Annotated in this window: 19 protein-coding genes and 1 pseudogene; 11 read left to right on the forward strand and 9 right to left on the reverse strand. The window is 40.5% G+C overall.

Annotation, left to right across the window (positions count from 1 at the left end):
* The first annotated feature begins 17 nt into the window (after nucleotides 1-17).
* The 4 genes from ACO1R6_RS03125 to ACO1R6_RS03140 all read left to right on the forward strand — a co-directional run bounded on the left by ACO1R6_RS03125 (nucleotide 18) and on the right by ACO1R6_RS03140 (nucleotide 3,556).
* Nucleotides 18-614, forward strand: coding sequence for a hypothetical protein (locus tag ACO1R6_RS03125; RefSeq protein WP_486262101.1), 597 nt, complete (start codon nucleotides 18-20; stop codon nucleotides 612-614).
* A 72-nt stretch (nucleotides 615-686) separates the two neighbouring features.
* A complete protein-coding gene (locus ACO1R6_RS03130) occupies nucleotides 687-812 on the forward strand; it encodes a DUF433 domain-containing protein (protein ID WP_486262103.1) in 126 nt (41 codons plus the stop codon).
* Nucleotides 813-1,024: 212 nt separating this feature from the next.
* Entirely contained in the window at nucleotides 1,025-1,258 is a 234-nt protein-coding gene (locus ACO1R6_RS03135) for a DUF5615 family PIN-like protein (RefSeq protein ID WP_486262105.1), read from the forward strand.
* Nucleotides 1,259-1,276: 18 nt separating this feature from the next.
* Nucleotides 1,277-3,556 carry a M60 family metallopeptidase gene (locus ACO1R6_RS03140; RefSeq protein ID WP_486262106.1) on the forward strand — a complete coding sequence of 760 codons (2,280 nt, stop codon included), beginning with the start codon at nucleotides 1,277-1,279 and terminating at the stop codon, nucleotides 3,554-3,556.
* A 228-nt stretch (nucleotides 3,557-3,784) separates the two neighbouring features.
* Here the strand turns inward: ACO1R6_RS03140 and ACO1R6_RS03145 are convergent, their stop codons facing one another.
* Nucleotides 3,785-4,627 (reverse strand): hypothetical protein, encoded by an 843-nt coding sequence (locus ACO1R6_RS03145; RefSeq protein ID WP_486262107.1) that lies wholly within the window; start codon nucleotides 4,625-4,627, stop codon nucleotides 3,785-3,787.
* Nucleotides 4,628-5,080: 453 nt separating this feature from the next.
* Here ACO1R6_RS03145 and ACO1R6_RS03150 point away from each other — a divergent pair, with 453 nt between their 5' ends.
* Nucleotides 5,081-6,028: an alpha/beta hydrolase gene (locus tag ACO1R6_RS03150; RefSeq protein ID WP_486262108.1), complete on the forward strand. Its 948-nt coding sequence runs from the start codon at nucleotides 5,081-5,083 to the stop codon at nucleotides 6,026-6,028.
* Between the two features lie 40 nt (nucleotides 6,029-6,068).
* On the opposite strand, the gene ACO1R6_RS03155 is transcribed toward ACO1R6_RS03150, so the two are convergent.
* From ACO1R6_RS03155 to ACO1R6_RS03170, 4 genes are all read right to left on the reverse strand, one after another.
* Nucleotides 6,069-6,356 (reverse strand): GNAT family N-acetyltransferase, encoded by a 288-nt coding sequence (locus ACO1R6_RS03155; protein ID WP_486262110.1) that lies wholly within the window; start codon nucleotides 6,354-6,356, stop codon nucleotides 6,069-6,071.
* A gap of 169 nt (nucleotides 6,357-6,525) precedes the next feature.
* A complete protein-coding gene (locus ACO1R6_RS03160; RefSeq protein ID WP_486262112.1) occupies nucleotides 6,526-6,810 on the reverse strand; it encodes an integrase core domain-containing protein in 285 nt (94 codons plus the stop codon).
* A complete protein-coding gene (locus ACO1R6_RS03165; RefSeq protein WP_486262114.1) occupies nucleotides 6,801-7,301 on the reverse strand; it encodes an IS3 family transposase in 501 nt (166 codons plus the stop codon). The genes ACO1R6_RS03160 and ACO1R6_RS03165 overlap by 10 nt, the downstream gene beginning before the upstream one ends.
* A 16-nt stretch (nucleotides 7,302-7,317) precedes the next feature.
* Nucleotides 7,318-7,701, reverse strand: coding sequence for a transposase (locus tag ACO1R6_RS03170; RefSeq protein WP_486262116.1), 384 nt, complete (start codon nucleotides 7,699-7,701; stop codon nucleotides 7,318-7,320).
* An 80-nt stretch (nucleotides 7,702-7,781) separates the two neighbouring features.
* Between ACO1R6_RS03170 and ACO1R6_RS03175 the strand changes: the two are divergent.
* The 3 genes and pseudogenes from ACO1R6_RS03175 to ACO1R6_RS03185 form a co-directional block, all read left to right on the forward strand.
* A pseudogene (locus ACO1R6_RS03175) lies at nucleotides 7,782-7,895 on the forward strand (Fic/DOC family N-terminal domain-containing protein); the annotation flags it as partial.
* Nucleotides 7,893-8,453 (forward strand): Fic family protein, encoded by a 561-nt coding sequence (locus ACO1R6_RS03180; RefSeq protein WP_486262129.1) that lies wholly within the window; start codon nucleotides 7,893-7,895, stop codon nucleotides 8,451-8,453. The pseudogene ACO1R6_RS03175 and the gene ACO1R6_RS03180, both read left to right, overlap by 3 nt.
* 45 nt (nucleotides 8,454-8,498) lie before the next feature.
* Nucleotides 8,499-8,672, forward strand: coding sequence for a hypothetical protein (locus ACO1R6_RS03185; protein ID WP_486262130.1), 174 nt, complete (start codon nucleotides 8,499-8,501; stop codon nucleotides 8,670-8,672).
* Between the two features lie 86 nt (nucleotides 8,673-8,758).
* On the opposite strand, the gene ACO1R6_RS03190 is transcribed toward ACO1R6_RS03185, so the two are convergent.
* Entirely contained in the window at nucleotides 8,759-11,008 is a 2,250-nt protein-coding gene (locus ACO1R6_RS03190) for a tetratricopeptide repeat protein (protein WP_486262118.1), read from the reverse strand.
* An 82-nt stretch (nucleotides 11,009-11,090) separates the two neighbouring features.
* Nucleotides 11,091-11,639, reverse strand: a complete 549-nt coding sequence (locus ACO1R6_RS03195) for a DUF4304 domain-containing protein (RefSeq protein ID WP_486262132.1) — start codon at nucleotides 11,637-11,639, stop codon at nucleotides 11,091-11,093.
* Nucleotides 11,640-12,005: 366 nt separating this feature from the next.
* On the opposite strand from ACO1R6_RS03195, the gene ACO1R6_RS03200 reads away from it, so the two are divergent.
* Together ACO1R6_RS03200 and ACO1R6_RS03205 are read left to right on the forward strand one after the other, a co-directional pair.
* Nucleotides 12,006-12,374: a hypothetical protein gene (locus ACO1R6_RS03200; protein ID WP_486262120.1), complete on the forward strand. Its 369-nt coding sequence runs from the start codon at nucleotides 12,006-12,008 to the stop codon at nucleotides 12,372-12,374.
* A 416-nt stretch (nucleotides 12,375-12,790) separates the two neighbouring features.
* A complete protein-coding gene (locus ACO1R6_RS03205) occupies nucleotides 12,791-13,456 on the forward strand; it encodes a hypothetical protein (RefSeq protein ID WP_486262122.1) in 666 nt (221 codons plus the stop codon).
* A gap of 257 nt (nucleotides 13,457-13,713) precedes the next feature.
* On the opposite strand, the gene ACO1R6_RS03210 is transcribed toward ACO1R6_RS03205, so the two are convergent.
* Nucleotides 13,714-14,973 (reverse strand): PQQ-dependent sugar dehydrogenase, encoded by a 1,260-nt coding sequence (locus tag ACO1R6_RS03210; RefSeq protein WP_486262124.1) that lies wholly within the window; start codon nucleotides 14,971-14,973, stop codon nucleotides 13,714-13,716.
* Between the two features lie 254 nt (nucleotides 14,974-15,227).
* On the opposite strand from ACO1R6_RS03210, the gene ACO1R6_RS03215 reads away from it, so the two are divergent.
* Nucleotides 15,228-15,470, forward strand: a complete 243-nt coding sequence (locus tag ACO1R6_RS03215; RefSeq protein ID WP_486262126.1) for a hypothetical protein — start codon at nucleotides 15,228-15,230, stop codon at nucleotides 15,468-15,470.
* 68 nt (nucleotides 15,471-15,538) lie between these two features.
* Here ACO1R6_RS03215 and ACO1R6_RS03220 read toward each other — a convergent pair whose 3' ends face one another.
* Complete coding sequence (locus ACO1R6_RS03220; protein WP_486262128.1) at nucleotides 15,539-15,757, reverse strand: hypothetical protein; 219 nt, start codon at nucleotides 15,755-15,757, stop codon at nucleotides 15,539-15,541.
* Nucleotides 15,758-16,926 lie beyond the last annotated feature (1,169 nt).

Genomic DNA, 16,926 nt, shown 5'->3' on the forward strand with positions numbered 1-16,926 from the left:
TCAAAGATTGCTCTTATATGGGATTTCTGAATATGTTATTACAAGCAGATACAAGTTTTTGGGACTTAGAAAAGTTCGCAATGGCTTTCTTCGGTGCCGTCGCTGCAATTGTATTAAGATACTTCTACGAACTATATATTGATTGGAAGAAAAATCAAAGCATCAAAAGTATAATAATAACTGATCTAAAAAGACAGACAAAAGTTTTACAAATACTTGATAAAGATTTAGATATGGCAATGGAGCATATTAAATCCGGTAAGATGGAACCCTATATTGCACCAAACTACTATTATTTAAGTACAGCTGTTTATCATAGTAATTCTTTTATTGATTATCATAAAGCATTTTCAAGTAATGAATTTAACTTATTAGTTAGTATATACTCTTCTCTTGACATGTTTTATGAAAAGCCAAATCGAGCTTTAATAGAATATATGATAGAGGTTAAGGAGATATTTGAATCAGGTTCAGCAAGTCAGGATGGTATAATCTCTCTCTATGCAGATACAACTAATGCCATATTAACTCAAAAAGGAGTTATAAAGAAGTTAGATAATTACATTAATAAATTCTTAATGAAAACTTATCCTGTAGAGAATGATATTTATTGAGATTGAAAAATCGCTGCTAACAGATTAGCGAAGCATAACAGGGACTTTAGAGTTTTATATGTATATTTAATTATGAACTGGCAAGAATATATTATAGAAGATGAGAATATTCTGGTTGGCAAGCCTATACTTAAAGGTACCAGAATTTCCGTCGAATTCTTGGTTAGGCTATTGGCCCAAGCAACAAATATTAGATAATTATCCTTGTTTAAACAAAGAGCACCTAAAGGCAATATTTTCTTATGGGCAGGATTGTTTCCGGGGCGGTTTAATGGACAAGCGCACCTAAGCTATTTCATGCGAATATTAGCTAATAAAAATTTCCCCAAAGCACTGTTCTGGCTTTAAGAAGCTATGGCTACGATGTTATGTCTATTGGCAAAGATAATCCCAGTATTTAGAATGAGGAAGTGATTGCCATAGAGCAACAAAGAACTATTGTTACTTTCGACCGGGATTATGGCGAACTGGTTTTCCGTAAAGGATTGACGCCACCCGCAGGAATTATTTATTTAAGATTTTCCTCTTTCACACCAGAAGAACCCGCAGCAATCATTCATGAATTGATTATTTCACAAAAATTTGAATTTACCCAAGCACTTACCGTTGTAGATAATAATTTTGTAAGGCAGCGAATATATTAGTTCCTTAACCCATACCCCATGAGCAAAAAAGCAGTGATTTCTTTAGTAATCCTAATAGTCTGCTTAACTCAGTTTGCTTCTGCCCAAAATACTGATAAAGAGTTTATTTTAAATAAAGTAAAAGCCCTGCCGCTCCCGGAAGCACCCCATTATATTGCGGCCACGTATATCGTTAAAGAACAACCGCAAATTATTGCCTCGGTTAAGTTTCCCAACGTGCAAACCGGGCAATACAATGCCATAGTTACCTCCCGATTAGGTCGGGGCAAACTGGTTGTTATTGGTTCATCGGCTTACTTAAGAAAACCTTTTTTAGAGAACCAAGAAGTAAAACGGTTATTAAAAAACACGCTAACCTGGAGTGTTAGAGAAAAAAGGCCCGCTATCCAGTTGTGGCAGCCGGAGGCAGATTTACAAGCATTTCTGGAAAAAGAGAAATACCTGCTTAGCGTTCTCGGGGCCGATCATGTTATAAATCCAAAAACAAACATTCTTATTCTTACCGAAGATGTGCCGGATGCCTTACACCGGAATAACATTGCCAATTTTATTCGGGCGGGCGGCACCTTAATTTTTGGCTCGTCGTTGGCCAATGTTATTAATAAGCCCACCCACCCAAGCGAAGAAAATCATACTCTGCAATTAAATAATATTTTTAAAGAGGCCGGCCTGGTGCAGTTAACCCACTTTATTTCGGCTACCGGTAATTACAGAACCTTGGTTTTAGATAGTGCTCCCGACTACCTGCATTTTACTACACTTTTAGAAGCAGTAAAAAAAGGCCGCTACGGGGCCGGAGGAGCAGAAAGCCATTTGGCCACCGCTACCATAGATGCCGTAATAACTTACAATTCCTTAAACTCTCCCGAGATAACCAAGCTAAAAGGAGCTTATAACCTAAAGGCAGATAGCCTGATTTTTCCCACCATTCAAAACCCGATTAGCAAGGATAGTAAATCATTTACCCGTTACCTGCTGCACCAAAAACTTATTGCCAAACAGTTACAAGAAGAGGCTAATCCGCATTACATAGCGCCGGCAAGTAAAATATTCCCTGGCACTGTACCCCCAACTGCCCCACGCGTAACCGAGCAGGTTGATATTCCGGTACAGGTAGGCCGCCAGGGTTTATGGGAGCCGCAGTCCGTATTTTACCGGTGGCACAGTACCGGCCTGTATGTGCCGGCTGGCGAAAACGTGCAGGTAAAGCTAAATGCCTCTAATATAAAGCTAAACCTAAAAGCCCAGATTGGGGTGCACACCGATAATTTATTGGCGAGTGAAGTAAAAGACATTAGAAGAGAGCCGGTAGATCTTACCCGGTCCTTTACCTTAACGCAGGGAGTAACCGAAATTTATTCACGCTATGGGGGTATATTATTAATCAATATTCCGGATACTACTTCATTAAAAGCCATTTCCATAGAAGTAAAGGGGGCCGTTAAATATCCGTACTACAAACTAGGTAAAACCAGTTTAGTCGATTGGCAAAAAAACATCCGGCATTACCAGGCGCCCTGGGCCGAGCTCGCCACCGACAAAATAATACTAACCGTACCAGCCAGCCGCATCCGAAACCTAGACAATCCCGAAAAACTGATGAAGTTTTGGGACGAAGTACTCGATGCCAATGCCAGCTTAGCCCACATCTCTAAAAGTCGGGGGCATCCGGAAAGAATAATTGTAGACGACCAGGTGGCGTTTGGCGCTATGTTTACTGCCGAGGCCAGGATTGTGGTTCCGAATGACCAATCGTGTGCCCAAATGCTGGACGAAGCTTTTATGCGGACCCATGGTTCGTGGGGGCATTTTCATGAGTTGGGGCATCGCCATCAGTTCTGGGGTATTGATTTTGATGGACTGGGAGAAGTGTCGGTTAACCTCTTTACCCTGTATGTGTATGACAAGGTGCTAAAAAAGGGCATTTATAACCACGAAAACTTAACCAGCAAAGCAGCCGTTAAGAATAGGGTACAAAAATATCTGGCCAGCGGCGCAAGTTTTGGCAAATTTACCGAAGACTCTTTTCTGGCTTTGTGCATGTATATGCAACTAATAGAAAACTTTGGCTGGCACCCCATAGAACAGGTGTACAAAGCATACCGGGCTTTACCCGTGGCACAATACCCCAAAACAGACGTAGAAAAAACCGACTTCTGGTTTACCAGTATTTGTGCCGCTACCCAAAAAGACCTTTCGGCTTTCTTTCAGAAATGGCAAGTACCGGTTTCAAGTCAGGTAAAGTTACAAGTGGCCAAGGCTAAGTACCCGGAGTGGCTGCCCGCCGAAATGCGTTAAGGCAATTTAAACCACCTCTTCTGTTCGCTAGTTTAATGTAGTATCACGTCTGCTGTATTTTCTAATACCACAAGCGCTAAAAAACCAAAGCCGGCATAAATATGCCGGCTTTGGTTAAAATAGATTTTATGTAAGTAACAGGCTAAAATTATCCTACCCTATTTATGCGAATAATTAAAGGATAATTTTTTGAAGCTTATTACTTATACCTTAAAACTAATTACTTACTTAATTTCTATAAGTTAAACCAGTAAGGGCAATGGAATACTCTTTAGGCGATTCGTTGTACATGAAAGTGTAGGTTAACGGATAATAACCTGGTTTTTGGTAAGCGCTGGGCTGGGGTATTGCTATTACTTCAGAAGGCATCATGGTCCGGAGATGATGGAGATAAGCCAACGTAAACATAGGCTCATGGAAAATAAATTCGCCCTGGTAAGATCCCCAAATCATGGTGCGGGTAAAGGTTTCGCCGTGGTGTTCGTGCGAAGTCTGATCGCCCCAATGCACGCCCATTTGCGGCACAATACCCGGATCCATCTGGTAATTGGCTGGGACAAACTGAGACGGAACAAATGTATCAAACTGAATATTACCATTGGCATCGAAGGGAGCCATACCCGGTATAGCCATTACCTGTTGCTCCGGTATCATGTAAAAATGTAAATCAAAGTGCGGCTCGGTATAAGTACCAACGGGCGGGTGGCCTTCCGGATTCCAGTCGAGGGTAATAAATTTATAGAGCGTGGAACTGCCTTGTTTCGGTAATTCCAGTACAAAAACTTCTGGTTCGTGGCCCAGGTTGTCTACGGCCTTGGCCGAAATATTGGCCCCAACAGCAGTAGGTTCCCCGCTCTCATTTACCGTTACCCAAGCCCGGGCTACTCCTTGGCCCAAGGGCGTAGCCGGTCCGTAAAAAGTTTTTTCTTTGCTTTTCTTTGCCAGGCTGTCGGTGGTTACTTTGCCGGTTGGCTCTACGCCCTCCTGCTGGCTACAAGCGGCCAAGAAGAGGAACAAGCCTCCCAGCATTAATTTGGCCATAAACCGTGGATACTGCACTTTTGTTCTCATAAATAGTTTAAATTAAAAGGTGAATTAATTTTTACTTGTGGGGAAAGAGAAAGAATGCTAAGCGAAATGGTATTACAATACAATTTGAATATATTTTTGAACTTTGCAAATAATTTATTGTAATATTTATTCCGAATAAAGATAAATACCAATTAGCACGTTGCGGGGTAGCTTAACTAAAATAGAAAGCTAAAAGAAGGGTGTGGGAGGTTCTTTATCTCTTTAGCGGGTGTGCCGTAGGTTTTAACCAGTTACCTGCTTTTAAATTTTTATTACGGGCATGTCTCAGGCCCAGCTAACCTAAACTTTTAAATTTTTGAGGATGCAGACCGTAAGACTCGTGATACCAGGTATTTATTGGTTCAGAAATCTACTTTCGGAAAGGCAGAACAATAGAGTTTACTTCTGTTTTGGCAAGTAAAATTATAATTGATATATTGATTTAAAAAAGTAATGCCCTTTTTAGTCCGGCAGCGCCGTAAATTCGGCTGGGTTATATTAATTCTTTTTCTGGCCTTAAATTTTGTAGCCTATAACCACGCGTATCAGTTTACCCATTTTACCCCGGTTATGGCTGGTAAAAAAGTTAATGCTTACCGTTTGGGTACAGGGCAAAAAATAAAAGCATTGCTACTGGGGCTGCCTAACCCACGGCCCGAAAATACCAAAAAGCCCGGCGTACCTTACGAGGAAGTGCAGTTACCGGGCAAAAAAGAACTCGCCGGCTGGCTATTGCCGGTACCACAACCACGGGGTACGGTAATTTTGTTTCATGGGTACGCCGGCGAAAAATCGGGAATGCTGGATAAAGCGTCCGAATTTAATAAACTAGGTTATACTGCTTTTCTGGTGGATTTTATGGGTTCCGGGCAATCGGCTGGTAACCAAACTACCGTTGGTTTTTATGAAGCGGCGCAGGTACAAACTTGTTTGCAGTACATCCGGCAGCGATTGGGTGGTAAAATATTTTTGTTTGGCACTTCTATGGGCGCGGTAGCCATCTTAAAAGGTATGCAGCACCAGGCGCAACCGCCCGCGGGCATTATTTTGGAATGCCCCTTTGGCTCTATGTACCAAACCGTAGGCGCTCGTTTTCGGCTGCTCCAAATACCCGATTTTCCGTTTGCCGGTTTGTTGCTGTTTTGGGGCAGTATACAAAATAATTTCTGGGCTTTTGCCCACAACCCCATCCACTACGCCACAAACGTAAATTGCCCTACGCTGCTGCTCTACGGCGCCCAAGACCCCAAAGTAAGCCGCACCGAAATAAACCAGATTTACCAGAACTTGCCTGGCCCCAAACAGCTACGCATTTATTCGCAAGCCGGCCACGAAAATTACCTGCGCAACTACCGGTTAGAATGGGTGCGCGATGTGCAAGCCTTTCTGCAAAAGAACTGAATATTATTGGCAGGTGTTTAACAAACCGTTTGTCCGCCGGTTATAAGAAATTTTTGAGCAGCGGCTGGTATTCTTTGTGCCGGCGCACGTACGCCGATACCGCCGGACAAGACGCAATAACTTTTAGTTTATGGGCTTTGGCGTATTCCAGGCCGCTTTCTATTAATTGGTTGGCTACGCCCTCATTGCGGTAATCTTCGGGCACAAACGTATGCTGAAAATCAATAACGTTGTCTTCGGGCAAGGCGTAAGCCAGTTCGGCCTGGTCGCCGTTTAATTGGGCTGTAAATTCCTGCGCTTCTTTATCGTGGTTTATCTTAATTTCCATGGCTTTCTTTTAAATGGCTTTGGGTGTACGGCAACCGGTGAGCAGGGTTAAATAAAAAGAGAGCTAACCAAATTTTAAGTACTACTACGGAAAGTTGGTACGCAAAAATCGCCTTTAATATTTTAAACAATGCCCACCTGGCATTGCAACAGTTTACTAGAGGCATTTTTTAAGCAGCTACTGTTTGTTGTCGGAATAAATTTTCAAAGTGGCAGGGGGTGCGATATCCCAATGCCGAATGCCTCCTTCTTCTGTTATACCAGCCCTCGATATACTCAAATACAGCCAAACGAGCTTCTTTCCTGGCAATAAATTTCTGGTGGTAAATTAACTCGGTTTTCATGGTTTTGCAACAGCTTTCCGCTACGGCATTATCTATAGCAGTTGCCCTGGCGGCTCTTACTTTGCCGCACCGGCTTGCCTTGAAGGTGCTTTCTAAACTCCTCACAAGCATACTGCACGCCCCAACAAGAGCAATTGGGTTATGGGTCTGTTTCTCACCGCCATCTGCCAAGCGGCCACACTGGTCACCTTCGCCTCCATGGTCTGGTTCAAGGCCCAGCCAATCACCTTCCGGTCCGCCAAATCCAACACCGCCGTCAGGTAAAGCCGGCCTTCCTGGGTTTTGATATAAGTCAGGTCAGAGACCCATTTTTCAGCCAGCCTGGTAGCGGAAAAATTCCGGTTAAGGTAATTCTCTGCGATGGCAAAGCTATGGTTAGAATCAGTGGTTCGCACCCAATATTTCCGGCGGGTAATGCTTCGAATAGCATGTTTGCGCATCAGTCGGGCTATCCGTGGTCGCGAGGCTTTAATGCCCTGCTGCTGCAACTCCACTGCAATTCTAGGGCTGCCATAGCGGCCGTTACTCTGCCAGTATACCTTTTTTACTGCCGCCAGCAGTGGCTGCTCCTTTCCGGCTTTTAAGCCAAGCGGGTGTTGCATCCAATAATAAAAGCCACTAATACTTACCCGGAGCACCTGGCACATCTTCTCTGGTGGAAAATTGATTCCGGTGCCCTTTTATGAATCCGTATATCGCCCGTCTCCCCCGGGAGAAGATGCTTACTGCCTTTTTTGACCCGCAGACGTGCGTCAGCATCGGGGCCATGTCGCGCTCTAATTGCGCCTCCTTTAATGCTTTTTGTAACCGACAAATCTCTTTTTGTTCTTCCGTGAAGCCGGTAGCAGGCTTTTCAGCAGAACCCTCAGGTTGCTGGCGCCACTTCCTTATCCGGCCCGGAGCGATACCCAGTTCAACTGCTGCCTCTTTTACCGAACCTTTCGCATAAGAGAGCTCAACAGCCATTTTTTTGAAAGAGGAATTAAATACTCGTTTTCTCATACAGTCAAATTTAATACTCCCCTTAATTCTGCCTAGCTTTTCCCCTCCAGTCAAAGGTAGCAACTCCACAGGCCAGTTCAGAGGTAGAGAATATTATTACTACCCATGATAAACTATATCAGGCATTAACGGCCACTTCGGTACAGGCAGATCCTGCTTCGAAAGAAGTACTGCGGTACCGGGAAGCGCTGTTGTATGGTTTCGAAGAAATAAAAGCAAGAGGATTTATCAATACTAATAGTTTCTGCCAGATACAAGCCATTTTGGAAGAAAATGAAGCAGGCATCCGGCAGATACCAGGTACAGACCTAAAGAACGGCTTGACTGGTGGAACCATTTACACCCCGCCAGATGATAAAGAAGCTATCCAAAGCCTGATGAAGAACCTGGAAAATTACTTGATTGAAGACGCGGGAGAATTATCTCCCTTGCTTCGGATGGCCATTCAACATTATCAGTTTGAAAGCATCCAACCATTTTATGATGGTAATGGTAGAACGGGTAGAATTTTCAATGTCTTGTATCTTATTTTACAGGGATTACTGGAGATTCCTATTATCTTCCTAAGTAGCTATATTATAGCAAATAAAGGTGCTTATTATCGCTTACTACAGGAAGTAAGAACAAAGGAGAACTGGGAAGAATGGATACTATTTATGCTGAAAGCTACAGAAAGCACCGCTCGGCAGACTATAAACCAAATTAATGCGATTCACAAACTATTTAATGAGTTTCAGGAAAAAGTAAAATAAGGACCACCGAAAGTATACTCGAAAGACTTGATGTAGCAGCTTTTCATTTATCCTTACACAAAGATAGAGTACATCAGTAGTAGCTTAGGCGTGGAAAGAAAAACAGCATCTAGGTATCTAAAAAAACTTCAGGAGATTGGTGTGCTATCACTTAATCCTATTGGAAAAGAGAACATCTACATCAATGAAGACCTTTATAAGCTATTACGGAATAGTTGATGGCCCCTATTGAACATAAAAAAGATTATAGGCATTTTGCATTATAACAGGCGATAAATCGGCAGATTTGGACCGCAGGTACCTTATTAAAGAGTTGTAAAAACTTCTACTTTTTGTTTCGTTTTTATAACTTTCCAGTGCTTTCTATCAAATTTATTCAGATAAATACCTAGGGATCTATTAAAGTATCTATTTGCCACCTCCTGCTGTTTGTTCTTCTCAGCAAGGTCACCAAAGGCAACGTAGATATTCCCAAAGATGTCGTGTTCATCTTCGAAGAAAAGTTTATTTATCTTTAAGGCATTACTTATATTTTCTTCGGCTTCCTTTAAGCGACCTCTCTGAATATTTAAATCTCCTAAATTCAAGTAAACACTGGCTGTTAATGGATGGGCTTCGGAGAAAATAGCCCTATAAATCTTTAAGGATGCCTGGAATAAAGAGTCTGCTTTGGGGTAATTACCTTTGGCTGTTTCAATTAGTCCCATGCCATTTAGCGAAGTTGCCGTTGTTGAAGCTTGGAGGCCGAAGTTTTGATTTGTTTTTATTACTTTAAGGTATCGTACCTCAGCGGACTTATATAAACCCAAACTATAATCTACGTATGCTGCTTCATTTAACAAATCAGTGGTGCTTGGTGTAGTGAAAGGAAATAAGGTAGAAGCAAGGGCTATAGATCTATCCGAATGTTTTTTGGCAGAATCTAACTTAGCCAGAGTAACTTCTAGGTCAGCTAAACCCGACAGAACAGCTGGCAATTTGTTATTCTTGCTTCCTAATTCTCGGTTATAGATATTCATTACCGTTCTATATTGTTCTTCTGCCGCTTGGTAATTACCTGTAATCCTATTAAGGTAGGCCTGCACCTTAAGGTAATTGGCATACCTACTACTACTAACACCATAATTCTTTTGGGTTAAATTCATACCCTTATTTAAGTAAGTTTTTGCTTTATCGTACTTGGCTAAGGCAATATTTACATGACTAAATAAAAGGTAACATTCGGCTATATTTTGAGATTTAGTTTCAGGTATATCCTTATAACAGGTTAAACATGATTTCAAAATTGAATCAGCTTTTTCAAATTCGTTTAATTTGTAATAACTAATGCCGTAGTACATTAAGGTTTCACAATGGTTCTGCAGGTTTTTACTTTCTGAAACATTAAGTGCTTTATTAATATAAAACCTAGCATGGTTTAGGCTATCTTGGTATAGATAATTCTTCGCCAAGCTATTATAATTGGAAACTAAATCATTCCTATTTTCTTGGTTAATGGTATCATTCCTTAAAACGGAATTCGACACAAGATAAAGCTTATTGGCTTGCTCAAATTGAGTCTCTTCCGATAAAGAATGAGCCAGATTGCTGATTATAAGGGCTAATCCAGGGGCTCTGGTATTTTTATTCCCTTTATAAACTTTAATTGCTTCAAGAAAGATAGAATCAGCAACAGAATATTTACTTAGATTTTTATAGCACAAAGCGATATTGTTCAAAGAAAAAGATTTTACTTCATCCCAGTAAATAGAATTATTGCTGGCAAGTAATAAATATTGGTGCCCCGATTGGTAGCTTGTCAGAGCATCATTAAAATAGCCTTTATTATACTGCCCATCCCCTTTACATTTGTAAGCCCAGTACAGGATATTATATGTTCCGGCTATTTTCGATAAATCCTGTGGCAACTTTCCAACTTGACTAACACCATCTACCTTGTTCTTGCCATCATCATTAATACCGAGCCACACCTTCCCTGCTTGGTTTGCTTTTAATGCATACCCAATTGCTTCTTCACAATCGCCATTTTCTAGAGCATCCCTATATTCTTCAATATAACTATGCATCAGAATGTTATTTTGAAGTTCTACATGGCCATTATTAATTAAATAAACAATATGCCAATAGGGTTTAAATGAGATTGGGGTGTAGGCAAAAAATGCCGTAACCATCAATATTATTCCTGACCTAATCAGAATTGGTTTATTATTCCGAAAATTTCCTTCTGGTTTTTTAATAAGAAAAGACTGAATCAAAAGGTACGTAAATAACAATCCGTTTACCAATGGCAAGAAATTGTAGTAGGGTTCCCTGTCGAGCCAGATGCTGAAAGGTAAAGAATAAAGGGAAATTGCCAATGCTATGCCTGCTAAAATTGGTAAGAATATTCTTTTTGGTTCTGTTAAGTTTAAAAGCCAATAGCCCCCAACCAAGTAAGAAAAAGATAAAAGACAAGTTGAAAATAATAGGTAAGACCCTTTATTCGAAGAACCTATAAACTGGATACCAAAACATATACACAGTATTAATAATACAATTTGCTCGTACCGTTTCATTTCTCTATTTGTGAAAGCCTAATTATTTGATACCAGCCAACGGGCCGCTGCTAGGGCACGTTTCAATGTGCTTTAATTGTTGTTAGAGGCTGTAATCCTTTATTTTTAAATTTACTTTTTTAGCCTCATCTTCCAATCTTTCAATCCAGCTATCAGGATATTCACCGTTCTTTAAATAATTATTAATAATTAATTCTTCTGCTAATTCATTGTTCCCTTTCTTGGCGAGGACCAATGCGAGATGGGGTTTTAATATATTGTAATAGGTGGTATTAATTTCCTCAAGATTAATTAAATCTGTAATTAGGTTAAATTTTTCAAAAACAGGAAGGTAGAAGTTGTTTATATATCCTTTAATGAGATTTCTAAACTCTCCTATGTTTACACTTTCATTTAGAGTATACCAATAATCCAAAGTTCCACTTTTTAAAATAGGGTCGGGCCTAAGATTAAAGACACAATGATACTCCTTTATGTTCTTCAGTATGGGTTGCCCAAGCCAAAACTCGTATGTATCCGGCAAGAAGTAACCTAAGTTAAAAGTAAATCTAACTTCATCAGCTGTATTCCAGGAACTCGACTGAATATTAAATACTTTAACAAAACCTATCTCCTTTTTAGGAATGTTAATCCTGAAACTGTGAACCCATTCTCTTTGAAGAGTGGTTTATTTATTTCTTTTAATATATCATTTTGGGTCTCTTTTGCATTCATCTTTGTATTGCCGCTAACTAGTGGCTATAACAAGTTATTACGTTTAGCCGTCGAACGGTAGTTGGCTAAACATAATAGCGACCGTAAATATGATTAAAAATAAATATATTTAAAGGAGGTACCGGCAGGTTTTTCGAAAAGATTAATTCCGGAGAAAGTACCCAAAAAAAGGTTCGTCCAGGAGCATTTAAAGAACAGAGCTAATAGAGGATTTAAAATGTATAGATTGTTTAGGCTTTTCCTGTTACTTGGATTGGGGACATTATTGATCTTAATTACGTATATGCTGTTTCTTGATGCGGCCAGAAAGGATGAGATTGCCAGAAATAGCCCTTTGGTTTATATGAAAATTACAAGTAGAGAAAGAGGGATTGGAACAGTTAGGTACCCCGACCATATATTTGCTGAATACAGAGGAAATATTTACGATTTTACATGTGGGAGAAAGTATTTCCTCAAAACGATGGACGCTGACAGTATTGCTGTACATTTAGATGCAGCCAGCGGTGAAGCAGCCCTTTCAGGAGCAGGACGAGTCCGGCACCTATCCTTTTTGTTTGCAATGATTGTTGGTGTAGGAATTCTTGTAATCTGGGCTGGTGTCAGAGAGTATCTAAAATCGAAACTGTCTCCCGAAACACTTTATTCATAAAGATGCTGTAAAATAATTTTGTTTGTATTTTATGGGAACAGTGATTGTGTTTTTAGTTGTGTTTCTACCTGTTGGCTGGATAATTCGGAGAGCGCTTCGAGGAAGAAGGAACATTCTTCTGTATTCTGGGGAAAGTACCAGAAAAAGCTCCAAAAAAAGGCCCGCTAAGAACGCTGAAAACGCCTTTCAGTCGATATCAAGTATTATGTTAAATAAGACCGGGATTCTGGGTTTTTTTATATTTAAAGAAAGGGGAAAGAAAGTAAACGCCTGGTGCCGGCAGCGGGTCAATCACTCGGGCCAGCTCCGGCCCCGCCGACCGCTGGGAATTAGAAAAGAATTGATTAAATTAGCCAAGAAAGAAAAGTTTGTTGCCGTAGGTACTACAGAAAATCAGAATGTATAAGAAATTTTGTATGAAATTTTCTTTTGTACATGTTATCATTACAATCTTGTGCTTGTTTCCCATAGGCTGCTCGAAACAAAAAGCGAGTACTGTAGAGGGTAAATACATACTTGTACCAGCAGATTATGCCTCTGCGCAATTCTTGAAACGGTGGAACGATGAAACAATAGCAGACATAAAGAATGAACCTTCAAAAAGTAGCCTGTACAAAAGGATATTCATTGAAAATCTACAAAACGACAGCTTTGGTTTTCATGTCCCTACACGAGGCAAGTTCTTAAGCACCCTCAGGGATAGTCAAATCCTGCCTGATAGCTTGCGCTATAACAATATTTACATAATAGAAACGGAGCATGAGGGGGAGTATACCTTCTTTAACAAGTTTTTGATTATTGATGGGGAGCCAACTGACTACTTTTATCGATTCAAATCAGGATTGGGAAAATGGAACCTAGAAAGCCAGGGCAAAGGAGACTTCTCCTTTGTTACTGGTGTGTATAATTATTTATCATCAAAGAGAATTGGTAATAATGATAATGTTTCAAATACAGGACCGGTAGCTGTAACAAAGGTTAATCCTGATACACTTTTAACAGAGTTTATATTTAATCCAACTGTAGAACAAATCGATAGCATCAGTAATGTTGCTATGCTCCTGGTTAAAAATAAAAAATAGGAACTTAAAACAAAAACTACTAACACTGTACATAAGCCAAGCTTCGGCTATGCTTCGCTCGCTTCATGTATTAACCGTTAGGCCTATAAATTACTATATGTTAAGTCTCCCCTATTCATCCTACAATTCAACCATAAAGAATGACTTTTGTTTGATTCCGTCGTTTTCTGAGACATATTTTTTCTAATCTATTCAAGGCCAATTTGAATTAATAAGATGCTCATTAGCTTTTCAGGTTACAAACAATTTATGAAATCTTACTGCGAGTAGGCCACTCGATAAATAACCCCATTGGTATCATCTGAAACTAAAAGCGAACCATCCTGGGCTACTGCCACACCTACTAGGCGACCAAAGTGCGCCCGGTTTTTATCTACCAGGAAACCCGTCAGAAAATCATCAAACCGCACTGGTTGCCCGTTTGCAAAATGCAGCCGCACCACTTTGTAACCTACTGGTTTACTTCGGTTCCAGGATCCCCGCATAGCTACAAAAGCATCGTTGCGGTACTCTTGAGGGAAAGGCTTAGTTGTACTGGTGCCGGTACCCGGAAGCGTATAAAAAGCCATTTGCATAGGTGCTGCATGCGCCTGATAGGTTAAAGTGGGCAGGGTAGTTTTTTGCAGGTATTGGGCGTAAGTCGTGTCGCCTTCCGGTCTATCCCCAGGGTTGTATTTGCCTTCTCCGTAAATATAAGGCCAACCATAATGTTTAGCCGGCAAAAGCTTATTTACTTCTTCTTTTTGTTCATCATCTCCTAACCAATCTATGCCGTGGTCCATGCCCCACATTTCGTTAGTGGTAGGGTGCCAACCAAACCCAATGGTGTTACGCAAACCTTTGGCCATTACCATCCGGTTAGTGCCATCGGCATTAGCTACCACCATGGTAGCGCTTTCCGGGTTATCTTCGGGACAAGAATTACAAGTACTACCAATAGAAATATACAACTTGTTATCAGGGCCAAAAGCAATGGTACGGTTGGGGTGCTGACCGGCATCCGGTAAATTGTTCATTAACAGGCGCGGGGCACCTAAGGTGCCATCCATGTTCATATCGGCCACAAACAATTCTTTTATGGCTATCATGTATAACTGAGCGCCTTTAATTGCCAATCCATGCACATCCTTAATGGTAGCAACTGTAGTTTTGGTATCGGCAACACCATCGTTGTTGTTATCCCGCAGCATCATAACTACTCCCGCTTGTCGGTCGGTAACATACACGTGACCGGTACTGCTTACGGCCAGGATACGGGGTTTACCCACATTTTCGGCAAACTTGTTTACGGTAAAACCAGCCGGTACTTTAAGTTGCTGCACATTCTGCTCGGTGGCGGGTACTAAGGCCGGATAAAAAATATAGCCATTGGTGCGCCAGGTAGTAGGTTCTGCATCTGTTTCGGGAATAGAGGTTTCAAAATCTTCTTCGCCGCAACCGCCTAAGAGACCGGCGAAAGCTAATAACAGGAAGAGAAATTTGAGGTTACGATTAAAGATTAGTAATTGATTTAACATAGACTCCGCTCTAAAATGGCATAAAGACTTGTGTGCTTCTCGCTATTTTACAACGGCTGCTAAATAAATATGGTTATCCGGAAACGAAAGGGAAATAGAAGAATAAGACCATAATCAAAGAAGTTAGGGTAAGGTATAGTGCAGAATAACAGTCAAACGCACGAGAAAATATTTTTTTAGTCACATTTAGTATAAATGTATGTAACTCCAGAGCCGGAAGCACCCGTAAGTATAATCGACCAGCTTGATTGATTATGCGTAAAGATTTTGACCCTGTGCAATTCCTAAAGAGCTTTTTTAAAAAGAAGTACCAAGTGGCTTTGGAAGTTACCAATACCACCGAAGCGCATATCTATATCTATAATAAACCGGGAAGGCGCCCGTTTACCGTTTATCTAAATTTATCTTTATTTGAAGTTTACAACCGAACGCTCCTTAAAAATGCCTTGGAGCAAATTTTCCCCCAAGTGGGACTTCAAATTCAAGCCAAAAAGTAGTTAGTAACTTGTAACTCCGAACCACTCGCAGCCTGAGGGTTTATAATTCTCTGGCCGGGTAAAATCTCCTAAACTAGGAGATAGATAGGCTGCAGTTCTTTTCGGGGAAATACATAAAGCAAGCGGGTATTTAGCTTGCCGTTTTTCTTCACGGCGTAACATAAGTAGGTTTCCCCATCGTCAGCCGCATCAAAGACTTTATTCTCCGCCGCCCGAAAGGCAAAGTAAGCCCCGGATGCTTTATGCTGTAGAGGTACGTACTGTTCGAAATTTAGCTGGAAAGTCATAGCAAACCGGGGTAAAGGATAACAGCTTATCTAAATTACAAATAAATGAATTTGCTGGTTCTTAACAGGTTTGTATTTACGTGTTAACCCTTAGCTTTTAAGTATTTACCTATTTAGCTTTACTAACATTTCCTTTGCTAGTGCGGTAATGGCTACCATCTGGCTTTGTCGGCGTAACTAATAAAGTAAAAGGTTAGATTGTTGGGCTTGGGTGAGCAGCTAAAGCGACTTTGAGGAAGCCAAAGAGTAATAGAATTAAAAACAACGTTACAATACTAACCGCAAAGCCGAGAAAGGATAAGGCAAAGGTGGTAATTGAATTATCGATTCTTTCATTTTTCTTGGTAATAAATTTATACAAAATAGATAAACCTGCGGTTAATAGAACTCCCAGAAACATCGGCCGCAGCCAATTTCCGGCTGGTGGCCATATAATACCAGCCAGGACATACATTAACGGAAAAACAATCGAATAAATAAGCCATAGCTTGCATTTACTTCCTAAGCTAATAAAGATAGCAAGCTGGATAGTGTTTTGATTTCAAGCCATAGATGTATGAATTTGAGGCTAAATTTGGAACTATCCTTCGGGCCAACGTTACTACCAAGCCAAAAGAGACAAATGAGAGGGCCCAGGGTTTGGTAAACTTTAAAGCTTTTGTGGATGTGTATCCGCTAAATTCCGGGATAGGAAGAAGTGTCTCATTAAAGCAAAAATAAAATCTAGATAATTGGCGAACAACAGAAGAACAAATGGAGTTGTTCATGAATATAAAGCTAAGTTTTGTGGATAACTGTGCAAAAGAATTTGGAAGTTAACTATAGCCTTTTCCTTCTGTAATTAACTGTCATTCTTAAAAGTTTTGTTTAGGTTCCTCGGGAAATAAGTAAAAATGTGTGCAAATTGTATGCAAATAAAAAAAGCACTTACTGAATTTCTTCTTGTAAGTGCTTATCTATCAATGTGATCCCGTTTGGGTTCACATCGCTTTTACAACTTATTGATTTTCAATTTATATATTGATTTTCATATTAATACTGTGCGTTCAGCTGTGTTAAATTTTGCACAAAAGCAGAAAAGCGACACCAGAAGCGCCGCCTTTCATTCATTAAAAATGATGAAGTAAAGATAGGCATTTTATCCGGAACAGATTTATTTAAGTCTGCTG

The sequence above is a fragment of the Adhaeribacter sp. genome (assembly GCF_057359045.1).